The sequence below is a fragment of the Pseudomonas sp. FP1740 genome, from assembly GCF_030687165.1.
Classification (GTDB): domain Bacteria; phylum Pseudomonadota; class Gammaproteobacteria; order Pseudomonadales; family Pseudomonadaceae; genus Aquipseudomonas.
On sequence record NZ_CP117461.1, the window covers coordinates 417,283 to 435,535 of the forward strand.

Below are 18,253 nucleotides of genomic sequence, written 5' to 3' on the forward strand. Positions count from 1 at the left end.
CTTACATACGCTCCAGAGTTTCCAGACCCAAGAGTTCCAGGCCTTGCTTGAGAGTGCGGCCGGTCAACGCAGCAAGGCGCAGACGGCTCTGCATCTGCGCCGGGGTGTCGGCGCCGAGGATCGGGCAGTTCTCGTAGAAACTGGAGAACAGGCCGGCAACATCGTACAGGTAGGTGCAGAGAATGTGCGGCGTGCCTTTGTCGGACACGTTATTCAGGATTTCGCCGAACTGCGCCAGTTTCGCCGCCAGCTCATGTTCGTGCGGCGCTTCGAGGACGATTTGCCCTTCGACTGCGCTGAAGTCCTTGCCTAGCTTGCGGAACACGCCGGCTACTCGGGTGTAGGCGTACAGCAGGTACGGTGCGGTGTTGCCTTCGAAGTTCAGCATCAGGTCGAAGTTGAAGCTGTAGTCGCTGGTGCGGTGCTTGGACAGGTCGGCGTACTTCACAGCGCCAATGCCCACGACCTTGGCGATGTTGCGCAACTCGTCTTCGGCCAACTCCGGGTTCTTCTCCTTCACCAGCGTGTAGGCGCGTTCCTGGGCTTCGGTCAGCAGGTCGATCAGCTTCACGGTGCCGCCGTCACGGGTCTTGAACGGGCGGCCATCGGCGCCGTTCATGGTGCCGAAGCCCATGTGTTCCATTTCCATCGGATGGGTCACGAAGCCGGCCTTGCGGGCGACGGCGAACACCTGCTGGAAGTGCAGGGCCTGGCGCTGGTCAACGAAGTACAGCGCGCGATCGGCCTTGAGCTTGCCGCTGCGGTAGCGCACGGCCGCCAGGTCGGTGGTGGCATAAAGGTAGCCGCCATCGGCCTTGACGATGATCACTGGCAGCGGTTCGCCCTCGGCGTTCTTGAATTCATCGAGGAATACGCATTGAGCGCCGTTGCTCTCGACCAGCATGCCTTTGGCCTTGAGGTCGTTGACCACGTTGATCAGGTCGTCGTTGTAGGCGCTTTCACCCATCACGTCGGCCATGGTCAGTTTGACGTTCAGCAGTTCGTAGATTTTCTGGCAGTGGGACAGCGAGATGTCCTTGAACTTGGTCCACAGGGCCAGGCAGTCCGGGTCGCCGGCTTGCAGCTTGACCACCAGGCCACGGGCGCGGTCGGCGAACTCTTCGGACTCGTCGAAGCGCTGCTTGGCGGCGCGGTAGAAGTTTTCCAGGTCCGACAGCTCGTCGCTGGTGATCGGGTTTTCCTGCAGATAAGCCATCAGCATGCCGAACTGGGTGCCCCAGTCGCCGACGTGGTTCTGCCGGATCACGGTGTCGCCGAGGAATTCCAGTACCCGGGCCACGCCGTCGCCGATGATGGTCGAGCGCAAGTGGCCGACGTGCATCTCCTTGGCCAGGTTCGGGGCCGACAGGTCAACCACGGTGCGCTGCACCGGGCCGGCCTTGCGTACGCCGATGTGGTCGTCGGCTAGGGCCGCGTCCAGGCGGGTCGCCAGGGCTTGGGTGTTCTGGAAAAAGTTCAGGAAGCCAGGGCCGGCGATTTCGGCTTTGGAGACGTTTTCGTCAGCCGGCAGCGCGGCGATGATTTTCTCGGCCAGGTCACGGGGTTTCATGCCGGCCGGTTTGGCCAGCATCATCGCGATGTTGCTGGCGAAGTCGCCGTGAGTCTTGTCACGGGAGTTTTCCACCTGGATCGCCGGCGACAGGCCTTCAGGCAACACACCTTCGTTGACGAGTTGGGTGATGGCTTGTTGGATCAGCTGGCGAATGGTGTCTTTCATGGTCTTCTCTTTCGACCGCAGGCGCGGCGGCGCTTCAGTGCGCTGGTGGAAAAACTGGGCATTATCCGTTGCGAAGACGGGCTTGCCAACTATAGCGGGCAGGTTATGGATATGTGGTGACTATTCGACCGCTATCGCGGGCTTGTTCGCGAAAGCAATCTTCCAATCAATACAAATCCACAGGGTCTACATCCAAAGACCAACGCACTGCCCGCCCACTGGGCATCTGCTCCAAAGCCAGCAACCAACTGCTCAACAATCGATGCAGTGGCGCCCGGGCCGTGGCTTGCAGCAATAACTGTGCGCGATAGCGCCCGGCTCGGCGCTCCATCGGTGCCGGAACCGGTCCCAGCAACTCGATACCGGTCAGATGCTGTTCGGCCAGCAGTCGCTCGGCCTCGCTGCACGCTTCATCGAGGAACCCTTCGGCCTGCCCCGGTTTGTGCGCTTCGGCCCGCAGCAGCGCGAGATGCGCAAATGGCGGCAACCCGGCGGAGCGGCGTTCGCTCAATGCCTGTTCGGCAAAGGCGAAATAGCCCTGCTCGGTCAGTTGCACCAGCAGCGGGTGGTCCGCCAGGTGCGTCTGGATGATCACTTTGCCCGGCTCTTCGGCGCGGCCCGCGCGTCCGGCGACCTGGACGATCAACTGCGCCATGCGCTCGCTGGCGCGGAAGTCGCCGGAGAACAACCCGCCGTCGGCATCGAGAATCGACACCAGGGTCACCCGAGGAAAGTGGTGCCCTTTGGCAAGCATCTGTGTGCCGACCAGAATGCACGGCTGGCCTTTCTGGATGGTCGCGAACAACTGATTCATCGCGTCTTTGCGTGAAGTACTGTCGCGGTCGACCCGCAGCACCGGGACGTCCGGGAACAGAATCCCCAGGCGCTCCTCGGCGCGCTCGGTACCGGCGCCCACGGGCCGCAAATCGACCTTGCCGCACTTCGGGCAATGCCGAGGCACGCGCTCGACGTAGCCACAATGATGGCAGCGCAATTCGCCCGAGCGCTGGTGCACGGTCATTCGCGCGTCGCAACGCTGGCATTCGGACATCCAGCCGCAATCGTGGCAGAGCAGTGTCGGGGCGAACCCTCGACGGTTGAGGAACACCAGCACCTGCTGGCCGGCGGCCAGGGTCTGACCGATGGCTTGCTGCATCGGCCCGGAAATGCCGCTGTCCAGTGGACGACTTTTCACGTCCAGGCGCAGGAAGCGCGGTTGCTTGGCGCCACCGGCGCGCTCATTCAGGCGCAGCAGGCCGTAACGACCGGTGTAGGCGTTTTGCAGGCTTTCCAGCGAAGGCGTGGCGGAGCCGAGGACAATCGGGATGTTTTCCTGCCGGGCGCGAACCAGCGCCAGGTCGCGGGCGTGGTAGCGCAAGCCTTCCTGCTGTTTATAGGAGCCGTCGTGCTCTTCATCGATGATGATCAGGCCGGGGTTCTTCATCGGCGTGAACAGCGCCGAACGGGTGCCGATAATAATGTCGGCTTCGCCATCCCGCGCGGCCAGCCAGGCGTCCAGGCGCTCGCGGTCGTTGACGGCGGAGTGGATCAGCGCGATGCGTGCATTGAAGCGCTGTTCGAAGCGCGCCAGGGTTTGCGGGCCGAGGTTGATCTCCGGGATCAGCACCAGGGCTTGCTTGCCGGCCTCGAGGGTTTCGCGGATCAGTTGCAAATAGACTTCGGTCTTGCCGCTGCCGGTGACGCCGGCCAGCAGGAACGCGTGATAACTGTCGAATCCGGCGCGAATCGCTTCATAAGCGGCGCGCTGCTCCGGATTGAGCGGCAATTCCGGTTGTGCCAGCCAGTGTTCGTGGCGAGCGCCGGGCGCGTGCCTGCGGATGTCTACCTGCACCAGATCCTTGGCCAGCAACAGATCGAGGCTGTCCTTGCTCAGCATCAGTTTGCTCAGCAACTGATGGGCGACGCCGTGGGGATGTTGGGCCAGGGTCGCCAGGGCTTCGCGCTGCCGCGGGGCGCGGGCGATGCGCGGGTCATCGAGGCTGGCGCCGGGCGCGGCGGACCAGAACCGCTCCTGACGGGCTTCGGCCAGCTCACCCTGACGCAGCAACACCGGCAGCGCCCAGCTCAACGTGTCGCCGAGGCTGTGCTGATAATACTGGGACGTCCACAGGCACAGCTTGAACAGCGCGGGTGGCAGCGGCGGTACGGCATCGAGCAGGGCCAGCGCCGGTTTGAGCTTTTCTGTCGGGACTTCGCTGTCGTCGGTGATCTCCACCAGAATCCCGATCATCTCCCGCCGGCCGAACGGCACCCGCAAACGCATGCCCGGGTGTAACTGGGCGCGCAGGACTCCGGCCGGGGCGCGATAGTCGAACAGGCGGCGCAGGGGCGAAGGCAGGGCGAGGCGCAGAATGGCGTTGGGCACGCGATTGTTTTCTCGGTGAGGGGTGATGAAGAAGGCCGGGAGCCTAGCAGACGGTCGGAGAAGTGTCCTCCATCAGGAAAGCGTTCAAGTGCTGACGAGTGGATTTTAATGCCAGGCAAGGCGCTGCGACGACCCAAAGCGCGCTATGGGGAGGAGCAGCAACGCAGCTTGGCATTAAAAGATGCCGTCAGCATTGAACAGTCTTTTCTGATGGAGGACACCTTGCATAGCTTGCGTGTTTGCAAAGGTCTGGTAGAATCCGCGGCCTAATTACGTGCGGTATTCAACAATAGTGTTGGGTGGCGGCACGCTAGCCTGAGGAAGACACCATGAAAGCCGATATCCATCCAGAATACCCAGCAGTTGACGTAACTTGCAGCTGCGGCAACAAGTTCGAAACCCGTTCGACCTACGGCAAAGCCCTGGCGATCGACGTTTGCAACGAATGCCACCCGTTCTACACCGGTAAGCAAAAGACTCTGGACACTGGCGGCCGCGTTCAGCGTTTCGCAGACCGTTTCGGTGCTTTCGGCGCGAAAAAGGCCTAAGGCCGATCAACTTGGGAAGCCGTTACGGTTTTTCCATGCTGATGAAAAAGGCGTCCCTTGCGGGCGCCTTTTTTATGTCTGCGATTTGGCTTTCCGCTGCCCAGGCCTTCTGCCCGGCGCCGAGCGGGCTGACGCCGGTCGCGGTGCAGCGGGTGGTGGATGGCGACACCTTGCGTCTGAGCGATGGGCGCAGTGTGCGCATGATCGGTTTGAACACGCCGGAGCTGGGCAAGCAGGGTCGTTCCGACGAGCCGTTCGCCGTGGCCGCGCGCAAACGCCTGGAAGCCCTGGTGGCCGCCAGCGACGGGCGGGTCGGTTTGCTGCCGGGTAAAGAAGGCAAGGACCATTACGGTCGCACCCTGGCCCATGTTTACAGCGTCGATGGCGCCAACCTCGAAGCGCAGATGCTTGCTGAAGGTTTCGGTTTTCAGGTCGCGGTAGCGCCGAACGTCGATTTGGTCGGCTGCCAGCAGGCGGCGGAACGCAGTGCTCGTCAGGCCGGCCTCGGGCTGTGGCGACAGTCACCTGTGCTGAAAGCGGAGCAGATCAACGCGTCCGGCTTCGCCGTGCTCAGTGGTCGTGTGAGCAAGGTTCAGCGCAATCGCGGCGGGGTTTGGATCGAGTTGCAGGATTCAGTTGTATTGCGGGTTGCACCCAATATGTTGGGCCAGTTCGATGGCGCATCGCTTGAAAGGCTCATAGGCAAGCAAATCGAGGCTCGTGGCTGGGTCGTGGATCGTTCGCGCCGTGGCGGACTGAAGCCCGGACAGGCGCGCTGGCTTTTGCCGCTGACCGATCCGGCGATGTTGCGGGTCGCACCGTAAGAAAAATTGTAGACATTTATTCTATAGATTGTGAACAGTCTACCCCTTGTATTCCGTGGCTCTTGGCCCAAAGTCGTAGGGCAGGGCGCTTGACAGGGGTGACTGGTCAGTCTTGTGGGGACTTTGCGACACGAGTATCCTCGGCGGTCCGTCTGTCCAACAGTAAAAAGCGGAATGCCCACATGTCTGATTTGAAAACTGCCGCTCTCGAATATCACGCCAATCCTCGTCCAGGGAAGCTGAGTGTCGAGCTCACCAAGGCCACTGCTACCGCCCGCGACCTGTCGCTGGCCTACAGCCCCGGCGTAGCCGAACCAGTACGCGAAATCGCCCGCGATCCTGAACTGGCCTACAAATACACCGGCAAAGGCAACCTGGTTGCAGTCATTTCCGATGGCACCGCGATTCTGGGCCTGGGTAACCTCGGTCCATTGGCTTCCAAGCCGGTGATGGAAGGTAAAGGTGTTCTGTTCAAGCGCTTCGCCGGCATCGACGTGTTCGACATCGAAGTCGACTCCGAAAGCCCGCAAGCCTTCATCGACACCGTCAAGCGTATCTCCATTACCTTCGGTGGCATCAACCTGGAAGACATCAAGGCGCCTGAGTGCTTTGAAATCGAACGCGCTCTGATCGAGCAGTGCGACATTCCGGTATTCCACGATGACCAGCACGGTACCGCGATCGTGACCGCTGCCGGCATGATCAACGCCCTGGAAATCGCCGGTAAAACCCTGCCGGAAGCCAAGATCGTCTGCCTGGGCGCCGGTGCTGCCGCCATCTCCTGCATGAAATTGCTGGTGAGCATGGGCGCCAACATCGAAAACATCTACATGGTTGACCGTACCGGTGTGATCCACTCCGGCCGTGACGACCTGAACCAGTACAAGGCTGTCTTCGCTCACGCGACCGACAAGCGCACCCTGGCTGACGCGCTGGAAGGCGCTGACGTGTTTGTTGGCCTGTCCGGCCCGAACCTGCTGAGCGCCGAAGGCCTGAAATCCATGGCGGCCAACCCGATCGTGTTCGCATGCTCGAACCCGGATCCGGAAATCTCCCCGGAACTGGCGCACGCCACTCGCAACGACGTGATCATGGCCACCGGCCGTTCGGACTACCCGAACCAGGTCAACAACGTACTGGGCTTCCCGTTCATCTTCCGTGGTGCCCTGGACGTTCGCGCCAAGCGCATCAACGAAGAAATGAAAGTGGCTGCCGCCAACGCCCTGCGTGAACTGGCCAAGCTGCCAGTGCCTCAGGAAGTGTGCGACGCCTACGGCGGCATCAAGCTGGAATTCGGTCGTGAGTACATCATCCCGAAACCAATGGATGCCCGTCTGATCACCGTGATCTCCGATGCCGTGGCCAAGGCTGCGATCGAGACCGGCGTGGCGACCCTGCCGTATCCGAAGAACTACCCGCTGAAAAGCGTGGATGACGTGTTCAACGGCTAAGCCGTTGTAGCGCTTCAACCAAAGGCCCCGACTCATTCTGAGTCGGGGCTTTTTTGTATCTGAGGGGTTTGCAGGCAGGCAATAAAAAGCCCCGCACTTCTTTCGAAGGCGGGGCTTTTTGGTGTTGCGGCGATCAGAACAAATCGATCGGCGCCGCTTCGTCCGCTGGCAGCGGGCTGCCCGGCACATTGCCGTTACCCAGCTCATTCACCGACGGCGGCGTATCTTCGGCCTTGAACAGCTCAAAGTAGGCGCCAGGCGTGCTTGGGGTGGCTGCACGGCCGCTGACCGGGTCGACCCGCAGGCTGAGGATGCCTTCAGGTTCCGGCTGGGTATGAGGCGGCTTGCCTTTGAGGGCGGCGCCCATGTAGTTCATCCAGATCGGCAGGGCGACGGTGCCGCCGAACTCGCGTTTGCCCAGGCTTTCCGGTTGGTCGAAGCCGGTCCAGACGGTGGTCACGTAATCGGCGTTGTAGCCGGAGAACCAGGCGTCCTTGGATTCGTTGGTGGTGCCGGTCTTGCCCGCAATGTCACTGCGGCCCAAGGCCAGTGCGCGACGGCCAGTGCCGAGTTTGATTACGTCCTCAAGCATGCTGTTGAGGATGTAGGTGGTGCGGCCATCGATGATACGTTCGGCCACTGCTGGCGCTTGTGACACTGGCTGGGCGCTCGGCGCTTCGCCTGGGGTGGCGTTGACGGTGAAGGTATTGGCGGCCGGCACGGCGATGCCGTCGCTGACTACGTTGCCTTTCGGAACGCTCGGCGGGTTGGCAACGAACAGTGTGTCGCCGTTGCGGCTTTCGATCTTGTCGATGATATACGGGGAAATCTTGTAGCCGCCGTTGGCGAAGGTGCTCCAGCCAGTAGCGATTTCCATTGGCGTCAGGGTCGCGGTGCCCAGTGCCAGGGACAGGTTGCGTGGCAGGTCCTGCTTGTTGAAGCCGAACTTGCTGATGTAGTCGATGGTGCGGTCGACGCCCAGTGCTTGCAGCAGACGGATCGATACCAGGTTGCGCGACTTGTAGAGCGCTTCACGCATGCGGATAGGGCCGAGGAAGGTGTTTGTGTCGTTCTTCGGGCGCCAGACCTTGTCCAGGTACTCGTCGACGAACACGATCGGTGCGTCGTTCACCAGGCTGGCGGCGGTGTAGCCGTTATCCAGGGCGGCACTATAGACGAACGGCTTGAAGCTCGAACCCGGTTGACGCTTGGCCTGCATGGCGCGGTTGTAGTTGCTCTGCTCGAAGGCAAAACCGCCGACCAGGGAACGAATGGCGCCGTTCTGCGGATCGAGGGACACCAGTGCGCCCTGGGCCTGCGGAATCTGGCTGAATTTGAGCGAATTGTCCGGCTGACGTTGCACGCGAATCAGATCGCCGACCTGCGCGACGTCCGACGGCTGCTTCGGATTGGCGCCCATGCTGTTGGTGTTCAGGAACGGACGGGCCCACTTCATGGTGTCCCAGGCAACGTGCTCTTCGCCGGTGCGGGTCAGCACCTGCACGCCGTTCTTGTCGACCTGGGTCACGATCGCCGGCTCCAGGCTGCTGATGGTCCGCTGCTTGGTCAGTTCCAGGGTCCAGGCCTCTCGGGTTTTACCCGGCAGGCGTGACTCGGGGCCGCGATAACCGTGCCGTTGATCGTAGGTCATCAAGCCTTCGTGAATCGCGGTGTTGGCCATTTCCTGCAAATCGCTCGGCACCGTGGTGGTGACGCGGAAGCCTTCGGTGTACGCATCGCTGCCATAGCGACCGACCATTTCGGCGCGGGCCATTTCGGCGACGTACGGTGCGTTCACTTCCGGGGTCGGCACGTGATAGCTGGCGTTCAGCGGTTCGTTGATCGCCGCGGTGTAGTCGGCTTCGGTGATCTTGCCGAGCTTGTACATGCGCCCCAGGATCCAGTCGCGACGCTCCTTGCTGCGGGCCGGGTTGGCCAGCGGGTTGAAGCGCGACGGGGCTTTTGGCAGACCGGCGATCATCGCCATCTGCGCCAGGCTGACGTCACGAATCGACTTGCCGTAATAGACCTGCGCCGCTGCCTCGATGCCATAGGCGCGGTTGCCCAGGTAAATCTTGTTGACGTACAGCTCGAGGATTTCGTCCTTGGTCAGTTGCCGTTCGATCTGCAGGGCCAGGAGGATTTCGGTGGTTTTGCGCGAGAAGCTGCGTTCGCTGGTCAGGAAGAAGTTCTTCGCCACCTGCATGGTGATGGTGCTGCCGCCGGACTGAATGTGTCCGCTCTTTACCAGCTGGGTGGCGGCACGCATCAGGCTGCTGGGATCGACGCCATAGTGGTTGGCGAAATTGTCGTCTTCAGCACTTAGTAACGCATTAATGAAATTGGGGGGAATGTCGGCGAAACGGATCGGCGTACGGCGCATTTCGCCAAATTCTGCGATCAACTTGTTGTCGCTGCTGTACACCCGCAAAGGAATCTGCAACTGAATACTTCTCAGCGCCTCCACAGATGGCAATCCGGGGCTAAGGTAAAGAAAAGCGCCGCTCAGACCCAGGAGCAGTCCGCAGAAAACGGCGACGATGGACCAACCGAAGAATTTCAGCAGACGAATCAAGGCTTTTGGATATCCAGGGCAAAGAATGAATTAGGCATCAGGGTTCAGGCTATAAAGAGAATGACCCGCGCTTGCAGTGAAAGCGGAAAAACGCTCGGCATTATAAGCATTTTTCCGCAGGGAGCGTCATTTGCGCTTCTGTCAAGACGGGGGGTATTGAACGCAATGGATATTACAGAGTCCGTAACTCACGGATAGTCATAGGGAATTGGTAGTGCTAGGACTCTTCAATAAAAAAACCAATGCGCTTCTGGGGATCGACATCAGCTCTACGTCGGTGAAGCTGTTGGAGTTAAGCCGCCAAGGCGACCGTTATCGGGTCGAGGCCTATGCGGTCGAGCCGCTGCCCGCCAGTGCCGTGGTCGAAAAAAATATTGCCGAGCTCGAAGGCGTGGGGCAGGCCCTTGCGCGCGTGCTGCTCAAGGCCAAAACCAGCCAGAGGAACGTCGCCGTGGCGGTCGCCGGCTCGGCGGTGATCACCAAGACTATCGAGATGGACGCCGGTCTTTCCGACGAGGAGATGGAAAACCAGCTGAAGATCGAAGCTGATCAGTACATCCCGTATCCGCTGGATGAAGTGGCGATCGACTTCGAAGTGCAAGGCGCGTCAGTGCGCAACCCCGAGCGGGTCAATGTGCTGCTGGCCGCCTGTCGCAAGGAAAACGTCGAGGTTCGTGAAGCGGCCCTGGCCCTGGCCGGGCTGACCGCGCGAGTGGTCGATGTCGAGGCCTATGCCCTGGAGCGATCGTTCGGCTTGCTGGCAACCCAGCTGGCCGCCTCTCAGGAGCATCTGACCGTGGCGGTGGTCGATATCGGCGCCACCATGACCACCCTGAGTGTGTTGAACAATGGGCGGATCATCTACACCCGCGAACAATTGTTCGGCGGTCGACAACTGACGGAAGAAATCCAGCGCCGTTATGGCCTGACGGTCGAGCAGGCAGGGTTGGCGAAGAAGCAGGGCGGCTTGCCGGACGATTACGTCAGTGAGGTCTTGCAGCCGTTTCGGGATGCGTTGGTGCAACAAGTATCGCGCTCACTGCAGTTTTTCTTTGCCTCCGGCCAATACAGCTCGGTCGATCACATTCTCCTGGCCGGCGGCACTGCCTCGGTCCCAGGGCTGGATCGATTGATCGAGCAGCGCCTGGGTACGCCGACCCAGGTCGCTAACCCATTCTCCGACATGACCCTGAGCAGCAGGGTCAACGCCAGTGCCCTGGCGAGCGATGCGCCGGCACTGATGATCGCCTGCGGGCTGGCCCTCAGGAGTTTCGACTGATGGCACGGATCAATCTTTTACCCTGGCGTGAAGAGTTGCGCGAAGCGCGGCGCAAACGCTTTTTGCTGGCGTTGGTCGGTGTGCTGGCAGGGTCGGTGGGGGCGCTGCTGATCACGGACCAGGTCATTAACAGCGCCATTGATCGACAAGTCGCGCGTAACGATTACATCGCCAAGCAGATTGCCGTGGTCGACGAGCGGATCAAGCAGATCAGCGATCTGAAGGCTCGTCGCCAGCAGCTCGTCGAGCGCATGCGCATCATCCAGGACCTGCAAGGCAATCGGCCGATCAGCGGGAGGATCTTCGATCAGTTGGCGCGCACCTTGCCGGACGGCGTGTATTTCACCGAAGTGAAAATGGTCGGCAAGACCTTGTCCATCACCGGCGCGGCGGAGTCCAACAATCGTGTTTCGGATTTGATGCGCAATCTAGATGCATCCGACTGGTTCGATGCGCCCAATCTCACGGAAGTCAAAGCGAACACCGCCGGTCAGCTGGATCAGGCCAATGTTTTTCAGTTGACCGTCCGTCAGACTCAGCCGGCAATTGTGGGGGTGGCTAAATGAGGCCGTCCGAATGGCTCGAAGGGTTGCGCCAGATCGACATCAGCGATCTGGACACCAACAACATGGGTTCCTGGCCAAGGGCGATCAAGGTCCTTGCGAGTGTTCTGCTGATGGTGCTGGTGCTGGCCCTGGGCTATAGCTTCCTGATCAGCGACCTGCAAAGCCACCTGGAACTCAAGCGTGAGGAGGAGTCGACGCTCAAGGAGCAGTTCGCGACCAAGGCCCACATGGCGGCCAATCTTGAGTTGTATACCCAGCAGATGAAGGAAATGGAGAACTCCTTCGGCATGCTATTACGGCAATTGCCCAGCGACACCGAAGTGCCCGGCCTGCTGGAGGACATCACCCGCACCGGCCTGGGCAGTGGCCTGGAGTTCGAAGAGATCAAGCTGCTGCCGGAGGTCACCCAGCAGTTCTACATCGAACTCCCTATCCAGATCACCGTCACCGGCGCTTATCACGACCTGGCCACTTTCGTCAGCGGCGTGGCGGGGTTGCCGCGGATCGTCACCCTGCATGATTTCGACCTGGTGCCGGCCAATCCCGAAGGCGGTCCGAAGCTGCGCATGAGCATCCTTGCCAAGACCTACCGCTACAACGACAAGGGGTTGCAGAAATGAACCCGATTCGTTGCCTGTCGATGGTTATGTGTCTGGTCGCCCTGGCCGGTTGTGGCGGTGACAATGGTTTCAGCGACATCGACGCCTACCTGAACGAAGTGCGTCTGCGAGCGCCCGGCAAGATTGAACCAACGCCGACATTCCAGTCTTATCCGACATTCACCTACAGCGCTGCCAACCTGCGCAGCCCGTTCTCCCGGCAGGTCAGAGTCGATCTGGCTGGCCAGAAGCACGGCTCGCGCAACGTCAAACCCGACCCCAACCGGGTCAAGCAGTACCTCGAAGGCTTCAACATCGAACAATTTGAAATGGTCGGCACAATCTCCAATGCCTCCGGCTCCTTTGCGCTGCTGCGCGGGGCGGGCGGTGTGCATCGGCTGAAAGTCGGCGATTACCTGGGACGCAATGATGGGCGGATCGTCGCCATCAGCGCTTCGCAAGTCGATGTGGTCGAAATCGTTCCCGATGGCGAAGGCGCCTGGCTGGAGCGGCCGCGGACCATCCCTTTGAAAGAGCACTCATAGTGGAACTCGAACAATGAACAGGATTTTCTCAACCTTCGGTATTTCGCTATGGATAGCGTTTCTGTCGCCGTTGGTACAGGCGGCCAACCTCAAAGCGCTGGATGTCGCCGCGCTGCCTGGTGACCGTGTCGAGCTGAAGTTGTCGTTCGACGGGCCGCCACCGCAGCCTCATGGCTATACGACTGAGCAGCCTGCGCGGATTGCGCTGGATTTGCCGGGAGTTACCAGCCAGCTGACGAACAAGAGTCGTGACCTGGGCGGCGGCAATGCCCGCAGCGCCACGGTGGTGGAAGCCAAGGACCGCACGCGGCTGATCATCGGTCTGACTCAACTGACTCCGTATAGCGCACGTGTCGAAGGCAACAACCTGTTTGTGGTTGTCGGGCAGGCGGCCGGTAACAAGGCGTCCAAACCGATTGCCAGCGCACCACGCGCGGCCACGGCGGTACCCGCGCCCGCCAGAGCCAGTGCTCCCGTGGGCAAGGCTATTCGTGGCGTGGATTTCCAGCGCGGCACCCAGGGTGAAGGCAACGTGGTTATCGATCTGTCGGATCCGTCCATCGCCCCGGACATTCAGGAACGCGATGGCAAGATCATCGTCGGCTTCACCAAAACCCAATTGCCTGAGCGGTTGCGCGTCCGTCTCGACGTCAAGGATTTCGCTACCCCGGTGCAGTTCGTCAACGCCAGCGCCACGGGCGACCGGGCCATCATCAGCATCGAGCCCAGCGGCGCCTTCGATTATTCGACCTACCAGACCGATAACAAACTGACCGTCAGCATCCGGCCGATGACTGTCGATGACTTGCAAAAACGCAACGCCGAACGTTTTGCCTACAGCGGCGAAAAGCTCTCGTTGAATTTCCAGGACATCGATGTGCGCTCGGTGCTGCAACTGATCGCCGATTTCACCAACCTCAACCTGGTGGCCAGTGACACGGTGCAGGGTGGCATCACGTTGCGCCTGCAGAATGTGCCGTGGGATCAGGCGCTGGACCTGGTGTTGAAAACCAAAGGCCTGGATAAGCGCAAGATTGGCAATGTGTTGCTGGTGGCGCCGGCCGATGAAATCGCCGCCCGGGAGCGTCAAGAGCTGGAGTCGCAGAAGCAAATCGCCGAACTGGCGCCTCTGCGTCGCGAACTGTTGCAGGTCAACTACGCCAAGGCTGCCGATATCGCCAAGCTGTTCCAGTCAGTGACCAGTGCCGAGGCGAAAGTCGACGAGCGCGGTTCAATCACTGTCGATGAGCGGACCAACAACATCATTGCCTACCAGACCCAGGACCGCCTCGACGAATTGCGTCGCATCGTTGCACAGCTGGATATTCCAGTGCGTCAGGTGATGATCGAGGCGCGCATCGTTGAGGCCAACGTCGATTACGACAAAAGCCTCGGCGTGCGCTGGGGCGGTTCAGTGCAGAAGGGTAATTGGAACGGCTCCGGGGTCAACGGCTCTTCGACCACCGTCGGCACGCCGGGCAGCACCAGCACCAACTCGCCGTTCGTCGACCTCGGGACTTCCTCCAACACCTCGGGGATCGGTATCGCCTTCATTACCGACAATGTGCTGCTGGACCTTGAGCTGACGGCCATGGAAAAAACCGGCAACGGGGAAATCGTCTCGCAGCCCAAGGTGGTCACGTCCGACAAGGAAACCGCGAAAATCCTCAAGGGCACCGAAATCCCCTATCAGGAAGCCAGCTCCAGCGGTGCCACTTCGGTGTCGTTCAAGGAGGCCTCGCTGTCCCTGGAAGTGACGCCGCAGATCACCCCGGACAACCGCATCATCATGGAGGTCAAGGTCACCAAGGACGAACCGGACTACCTGAACAAAGTGCAGGATGTACCGCCGATCAAGAAAAACGAGGTCAACGCCAAGGTATTGGTCAACGACGGCGAGACCATCGTGATTGGTGGGGTTTTCTCAAATACTCAGAGCAAGGTTGTAGATAAGGTGCCATTTCTCGGTGATGTGCCGTATCTTGGCCGCCTTTTCCGGCGTGACGTGGTTTCGGAGAAAAAATCCGAGCTGCTGGTATTTCTCACTCCGCGTATCATGAACAATCAGGCGATTGCTGTGAGTCATTGATTCTGTGCGAAATTTGATTCTTGTTGGACCGATGGGGGCTGGAAAAAGCACCATCGGCCGGTTGCTGGCCAAAGAGCTGCGCCTGCCGTTCAAAGATTCCGATAAGGAAATTGAATTGCGCACGGGCGCCAATATCCCGTGGATTTTCGATAAAGAAGGCGAACCGGGCTTTCGTGACCGCGAGCAGGCGATGATTGCCGAGCTGTGCGCGTCCGACGGCGTGGTGTTGGCGACCGGTGGCGGAGCGGTAATGCGCGAAGCCAATCGTCGGGCGCTGCACGCCGGTGGTCGGGTGGTCTATCTGCACGCGTCTGTCGAGCAGCAAGTGGGCCGAACGGCTCGCGATCGCAATCGGCCACTGTTGCGCACCGCCGATCCGGCCAAGACCCTGCGGGACTTGCTTGCGATCCGTGACCCGCTGTATCGGGAAATCGCCGACCTGGTGGTGGAAACCGATGAGCGGCCGCCGCGGATGGTGGTGCTCGATATTCTCGAACGCTTGCAGCAGCTGCCGCCCCGTTAATGCACGGGGCGAAATGCGCTATCCTCGGCGTCCTGTCGCAGCCGCTCAAGGTTGTGGCGGATGGCTACCGGACGGCGTCACACCAGCAGACGCCATGGAATTCGTAAACTCAAGGCAGGACGCCTGATTCCATCTTCACTGTGGGGACACATGCAGACACTCAAGGTCGATCTAGGCGAGCGCAGCTACCCGATTCATATTGGCGAAGGTTTGTTGGATAAGCCAGAGCTGCTGGCCCCGCATATCCGCGGGCGGCAGGTGGCGATCATCTCCAACGAGACCGTCGCGCCGCTCTACCTCGAGCGTCTGACCCGCAGTCTGGCGCAGTTCTCGGTCATTTCCGTGGTGCTGCCTGATGGCGAAGCCTTCAAGACCTGGGAAACCCTGCAACTGATTTTCGATGGCCTGCTGACCGCTCGGCACGACCGTCGCACCACGGTGATTGCCCTCGGTGGCGGCGTGATCGGTGACATGGCCGGTTTTGCCGCGGCCTGCTACCAGCGGGGCGTCGATTTCATCCAGGTGCCGACCACGTTGCTGTCGCAAGTCGATTCCTCGGTGGGCGGCAAGACCGGGATCAATCATCCGCTGGGCAAGAACATGGTCGGCGCCTTCTATCAGCCCAACGTGGTGCTGATCGATACCGCCACCCTCAACACACTGCCGGCCCGCGAACTGTCTGCCGGGCTGGCGGAAGTCATCAAGTACGGGCTGATCTGTGACGAGCCGTTCCTGACCTGGCTCGAAGAAAACGTCGATCGCCTGCGCGCCCTGGACCAGGCCGCCCTGACTTACGCCATCGAACGTTCCTGTGCGGCCAAGGCTGCGGTGGTTGGTGCCGACGAGAAAGAGACCGGCGTGCGTGCCACGTTGAACCTGGGACATACCTTCGGCCACGCGATCGAAACCCATATGGGCTATGGTGTCTGGTTGCATGGTGAAGCAGTCGCTGCTGGCACCGTGATGGCTTTGGAAATGTCCGCGCGGCTGGGCTGGATCAGCGAAGAGGAGCGTAATCGCGGTATTCGCCTGTTCCAGCGCGCCGGCCTGCCGGTCATCCCGCCGGAAGAGATGACCGAAGCCGATTTTCTCGAACACATGGCAATTGACAAGAAAGTGATCGACGGTCGTTTGCGCCTGGTGCTGCTGCGCCACATGGGCGAAGCAGTGGTGACCGACGATTATCCGAAAGAGGTTTTACAGGCCACGCTGGGAGCGGATTACCGCGCCCTGGCTCAGCTTAAAGGTTAATAAGATCCCGATGACTAGTTTGCATGCCGACGAGGCTTTCCTCGGCCATTACCAGTTAAGTCATGACCCTTTCGCTCCACGGGTGCCTGGCTTCAAATTCTTCCCGGCCCAGCGCAAACCGGTGCTGGGGCAACTGCACCACCTGGCTCGCTACAGCCAGTTGCTGCTGGTGGTCACTGGCCCGCAAGGCAGCGGCAAAACCCTGTTGCGTCAGGCCCTGGTGGCCAGCACCAACAAACAGTCAGTGCAGAGCGTGGTGGTTTCCGCCCGTGGCGCCGGCGATGCCGCTGGCGTGCTGAATCAAGTGGCTCAGGCGCTGAACGTTGTCCAGGCCGAAGTCGGTGCGATCCTGGCTCAAGTGGTGCAGCTTGCGCTCACGGGGCAGGAAGTCTATTTGCTGGTGGATGACGCCGAGCAACTCGACGAGTCTGCACTGGAAGCCTTGTTGGCCCTGGCTGCCGGCGCGCCGGAAGGTCGTCCGCACGTATTCCTGTTCGGTGAGTCCTCGCTGATTGCTCAACTTGATGCGCTGAGCCTCGAGGAAGAGCGTTTTCACGTCATCGAATTGCAGCCCTACACCGAAGAAGAAACCCGCGAGTATCTGGATCAGCGTCTCGAAGGTGCTGGCCGGGGAATCGAACTTTTCACCGCGGATCAGATCTCTGATATTCACGAAAGCTCCGACGGTTGGCCTGGCAACATCAACCAGGTCGCCCGCGATGCAATGATCGAAGCCATGATTGCCAGCCGCTCAGCGGTCAAGCGTCCAAGTATGGGGTTCAACATGCCGAAGAAACACGTATTGGCAATTTCCGCCGTCGTCGTGGTCGCGGTTGCTGCCGCCTGGTTGATGCCAGGTCGCAACAAGGCACCGACCACCGGCGCGCCAGCCAACGAACAGGCACAACTGCCGCTGGGCCAGGGCACGCCAAAACCTAACAGCGCAGGCGCTCCAGCCGTGGAGTTCGCCGGTAATACGCAACCGATGCCATTGCCGTTGGTCGGTAACTCGCAGCCAGTGATGCGTGGTCCGTTGGCCGAAGCGGCTGGAGGCATTACCGAAGGCGATGATGGCGTACCGGTCGAAGGCTCCAGCGCCACATCGCCGACCGTGACCACCACTGCGCCACCGGCAGGCGTTCCAGCGGGGCCCGCGCCGACACCGGCTGCCAAGCCGACGCCTGCGCCGACTCAAATCGCGACCGCCAAGCCTGTCGCGCCTGTGGCCAAGCCAGCGCCTGCACCGGCTGCCAAACCGGCTCCAGCGCCCGCCAAGCCGGCCGTCGTGGCCAAACCCGCCGAGAAGCCAGCTGCCGTGGCCAAAGCCGCTGGTGGCAGCTGGTACGCAGGCCAGGCACCGGGCAGCTACGTAGTGCAGATCCTTGGCACCAGCTCCGAATCGACCGCGCAAAACTTCGTCAAGGAGCAGGGCGGCGAGTACCGTTATTTCAAGAAAGTGCTCAACGGCAAGCCGCTTTACGTCATCACCTACGGCAGCTTCGCCAGCCGCGATGCAGCTGTTACTGCCATCAAGGCCTTGCCAGCGAAGGTTCAGGCTGGTAAACCTTGGCCTCGCACTGTCGCCAGCGTCCAACAGGAACTGGCAACAACTCGCTGAAGATTCGGCGGCCTTACCCAGGCCGCCTCTCCAAGCACCTCAAAATTTCTACAAGCGCATGCCGCCTCTACAGGCCGCGTGCCTTGTGGTGTCTGCGTCACAGTAGTCTTTGAGTCGCTGCGGTCAAAATTAAAAAAGTTTTGACTAGCACAGCATATCGCTTTAAACCTTTCACAAATGCGACATAGATTTGCGACATTTCGTCGTCAAATTTGTGAGCCTCTGTGTCGGTGTGTACAATGACCTCCCTTTTGCCCCGCA

The 18,253-nt window shown here is 60.6% G+C and carries 14 protein-coding genes; 11 read left to right on the forward strand and 3 right to left on the reverse strand.

Features of this window, described 5'->3' with window-relative positions; genetic code table 11:
• Position 1 precedes the first annotated feature (1 nt).
• On the reverse strand, positions 2-1,738 hold the full coding sequence (gene argS / locus PSH69_RS01890; protein ID WP_305410870.1) for an arginine--tRNA ligase: 1,737 nt from the start codon (positions 1,736-1,738) through the stop codon (positions 2-4).
• Between the two features lie 166 nt (positions 1,739-1,904).
• Positions 1,905-4,124, reverse strand: coding sequence for a primosomal protein N' (locus PSH69_RS01895; protein WP_305410871.1), 2,220 nt, complete (start codon positions 4,122-4,124; stop codon positions 1,905-1,907).
• A gap of 329 nt (positions 4,125-4,453) precedes the next feature.
• Between PSH69_RS01895 and rpmE the strand changes: the two genes are divergently transcribed.
• The 3 genes from rpmE (at position 4,454) to PSH69_RS01910 (ending at position 6,947) form a co-directional block, all read left to right on the forward strand.
• Complete coding sequence (rpmE, locus tag PSH69_RS01900; protein ID WP_105340587.1) at positions 4,454-4,672, forward strand: 50S ribosomal protein L31; 219 nt, start codon at positions 4,454-4,456, stop codon at positions 4,670-4,672.
• A gap of 35 nt (positions 4,673-4,707) precedes the next feature.
• Entirely contained in the window at positions 4,708-5,496 is a 789-nt protein-coding gene (locus PSH69_RS01905) for a thermonuclease family protein (protein ID WP_305410872.1), read from the forward strand.
• Between the two features lie 182 nt (positions 5,497-5,678).
• Entirely contained in the window at positions 5,679-6,947 is a 1,269-nt protein-coding gene (locus PSH69_RS01910) for a malic enzyme-like NAD(P)-binding protein (protein ID WP_204123936.1), read from the forward strand.
• Between the two features lie 133 nt (positions 6,948-7,080).
• Here PSH69_RS01910 and PSH69_RS01915 read toward each other — a convergent pair whose 3' ends face one another.
• On the reverse strand, positions 7,081-9,519 hold the full coding sequence (locus PSH69_RS01915; RefSeq protein ID WP_370695247.1) for a penicillin-binding protein 1A: 2,439 nt from the start codon (positions 9,517-9,519) through the stop codon (positions 7,081-7,083).
• 217 nt (positions 9,520-9,736) lie between these two features.
• On the opposite strand from PSH69_RS01915, the gene PSH69_RS01920 reads away from it, so the two are divergent.
• The 8 genes from PSH69_RS01920 to PSH69_RS01955 all read left to right on the forward strand — a co-directional run bounded on the left by PSH69_RS01920 (position 9,737) and on the right by PSH69_RS01955 (position 17,992).
• Entirely contained in the window at positions 9,737-10,801 is a 1,065-nt protein-coding gene (locus PSH69_RS01920; protein WP_305410874.1) for a pilus assembly protein PilM, read from the forward strand.
• Positions 10,801-11,367 (forward strand): PilN domain-containing protein, encoded by a 567-nt coding sequence (locus PSH69_RS01925; protein ID WP_019581856.1) that lies wholly within the window; start codon positions 10,801-10,803, stop codon positions 11,365-11,367. The genes PSH69_RS01920 and PSH69_RS01925 overlap by 1 nt, the downstream gene beginning before the upstream one ends.
• A complete protein-coding gene (gene pilO, locus PSH69_RS01930; RefSeq protein WP_019581857.1) occupies positions 11,364-11,987 on the forward strand; it encodes a type 4a pilus biogenesis protein PilO in 624 nt (207 codons plus the stop codon). Before PSH69_RS01925 ends, pilO begins: the two co-directional genes overlap by 4 nt.
• On the forward strand, positions 11,984-12,511 hold the full coding sequence (locus PSH69_RS01935; RefSeq protein ID WP_305410875.1) for a pilus assembly protein PilP: 528 nt from the start codon (positions 11,984-11,986) through the stop codon (positions 12,509-12,511). Before pilO ends, PSH69_RS01935 begins: the two co-directional genes overlap by 4 nt.
• Before the next feature lie 13 nt (positions 12,512-12,524).
• Entirely contained in the window at positions 12,525-14,600 is a 2,076-nt protein-coding gene (gene pilQ / locus PSH69_RS01940) for a type IV pilus secretin PilQ (RefSeq protein WP_305410876.1), read from the forward strand.
• A gap of 4 nt (positions 14,601-14,604) precedes the next feature.
• Entirely contained in the window at positions 14,605-15,123 is a 519-nt protein-coding gene (gene aroK, locus PSH69_RS01945; protein WP_019581860.1) for a shikimate kinase AroK, read from the forward strand.
• A gap of 150 nt (positions 15,124-15,273) precedes the next feature.
• Positions 15,274-16,374, forward strand: a complete 1,101-nt coding sequence (gene aroB / locus PSH69_RS01950; RefSeq protein WP_018928613.1) for a 3-dehydroquinate synthase — start codon at positions 15,274-15,276, stop codon at positions 16,372-16,374.
• A gap of 10 nt (positions 16,375-16,384) precedes the next feature.
• Positions 16,385-17,992 carry an AAA family ATPase gene (locus tag PSH69_RS01955; protein WP_305410877.1) on the forward strand — a complete coding sequence of 536 codons (1,608 nt, stop codon included), beginning with the start codon at positions 16,385-16,387 and terminating at the stop codon, positions 17,990-17,992.
• Positions 17,993-18,253: the final 261 nt, after the last annotated feature.

What these genes read in the sequence shown, in the direction of transcription:
- PSH69_RS01935 (WP_305410875.1), top strand. Translation starts at nt 11,984, where the DNA reads ATGAACCCGATTCGTTGCCTGTCGATGGTTATGTGTCTGGTCGCCCTG.
- argS (WP_305410870.1), bottom strand. Translation starts at nt 1,738, where the DNA reads ATGAAAGACACCATTCGCCAGCTGATCCAACAAGCCATCACCCAACTC.
- pilQ (WP_305410876.1), top strand. Translation starts at nt 12,525, where the DNA reads ATGAACAGGATTTTCTCAACCTTCGGTATTTCGCTATGGATAGCGTTT.
- aroB (WP_018928613.1), top strand. Translation starts at nt 15,274, where the DNA reads ATGCAGACACTCAAGGTCGATCTAGGCGAGCGCAGCTACCCGATTCAT.
- PSH69_RS01925 (WP_019581856.1), top strand. Translation starts at nt 10,801, where the DNA reads ATGGCACGGATCAATCTTTTACCCTGGCGTGAAGAGTTGCGCGAAGCG.
- rpmE (WP_105340587.1), top strand. Translation starts at nt 4,454, where the DNA reads ATGAAAGCCGATATCCATCCAGAATACCCAGCAGTTGACGTAACTTGC.
- PSH69_RS01905 (WP_305410872.1), top strand. Translation starts at nt 4,708, where the DNA reads ATGCTGATGAAAAAGGCGTCCCTTGCGGGCGCCTTTTTTATGTCTGCG.
- PSH69_RS01910 (WP_204123936.1), top strand. Translation starts at nt 5,679, where the DNA reads ATGTCTGATTTGAAAACTGCCGCTCTCGAATATCACGCCAATCCTCGT.
- pilO (WP_019581857.1), top strand. Translation starts at nt 11,364, where the DNA reads ATGAGGCCGTCCGAATGGCTCGAAGGGTTGCGCCAGATCGACATCAGC.
- PSH69_RS01955 (WP_305410877.1), top strand. Translation starts at nt 16,385, where the DNA reads ATGACTAGTTTGCATGCCGACGAGGCTTTCCTCGGCCATTACCAGTTA.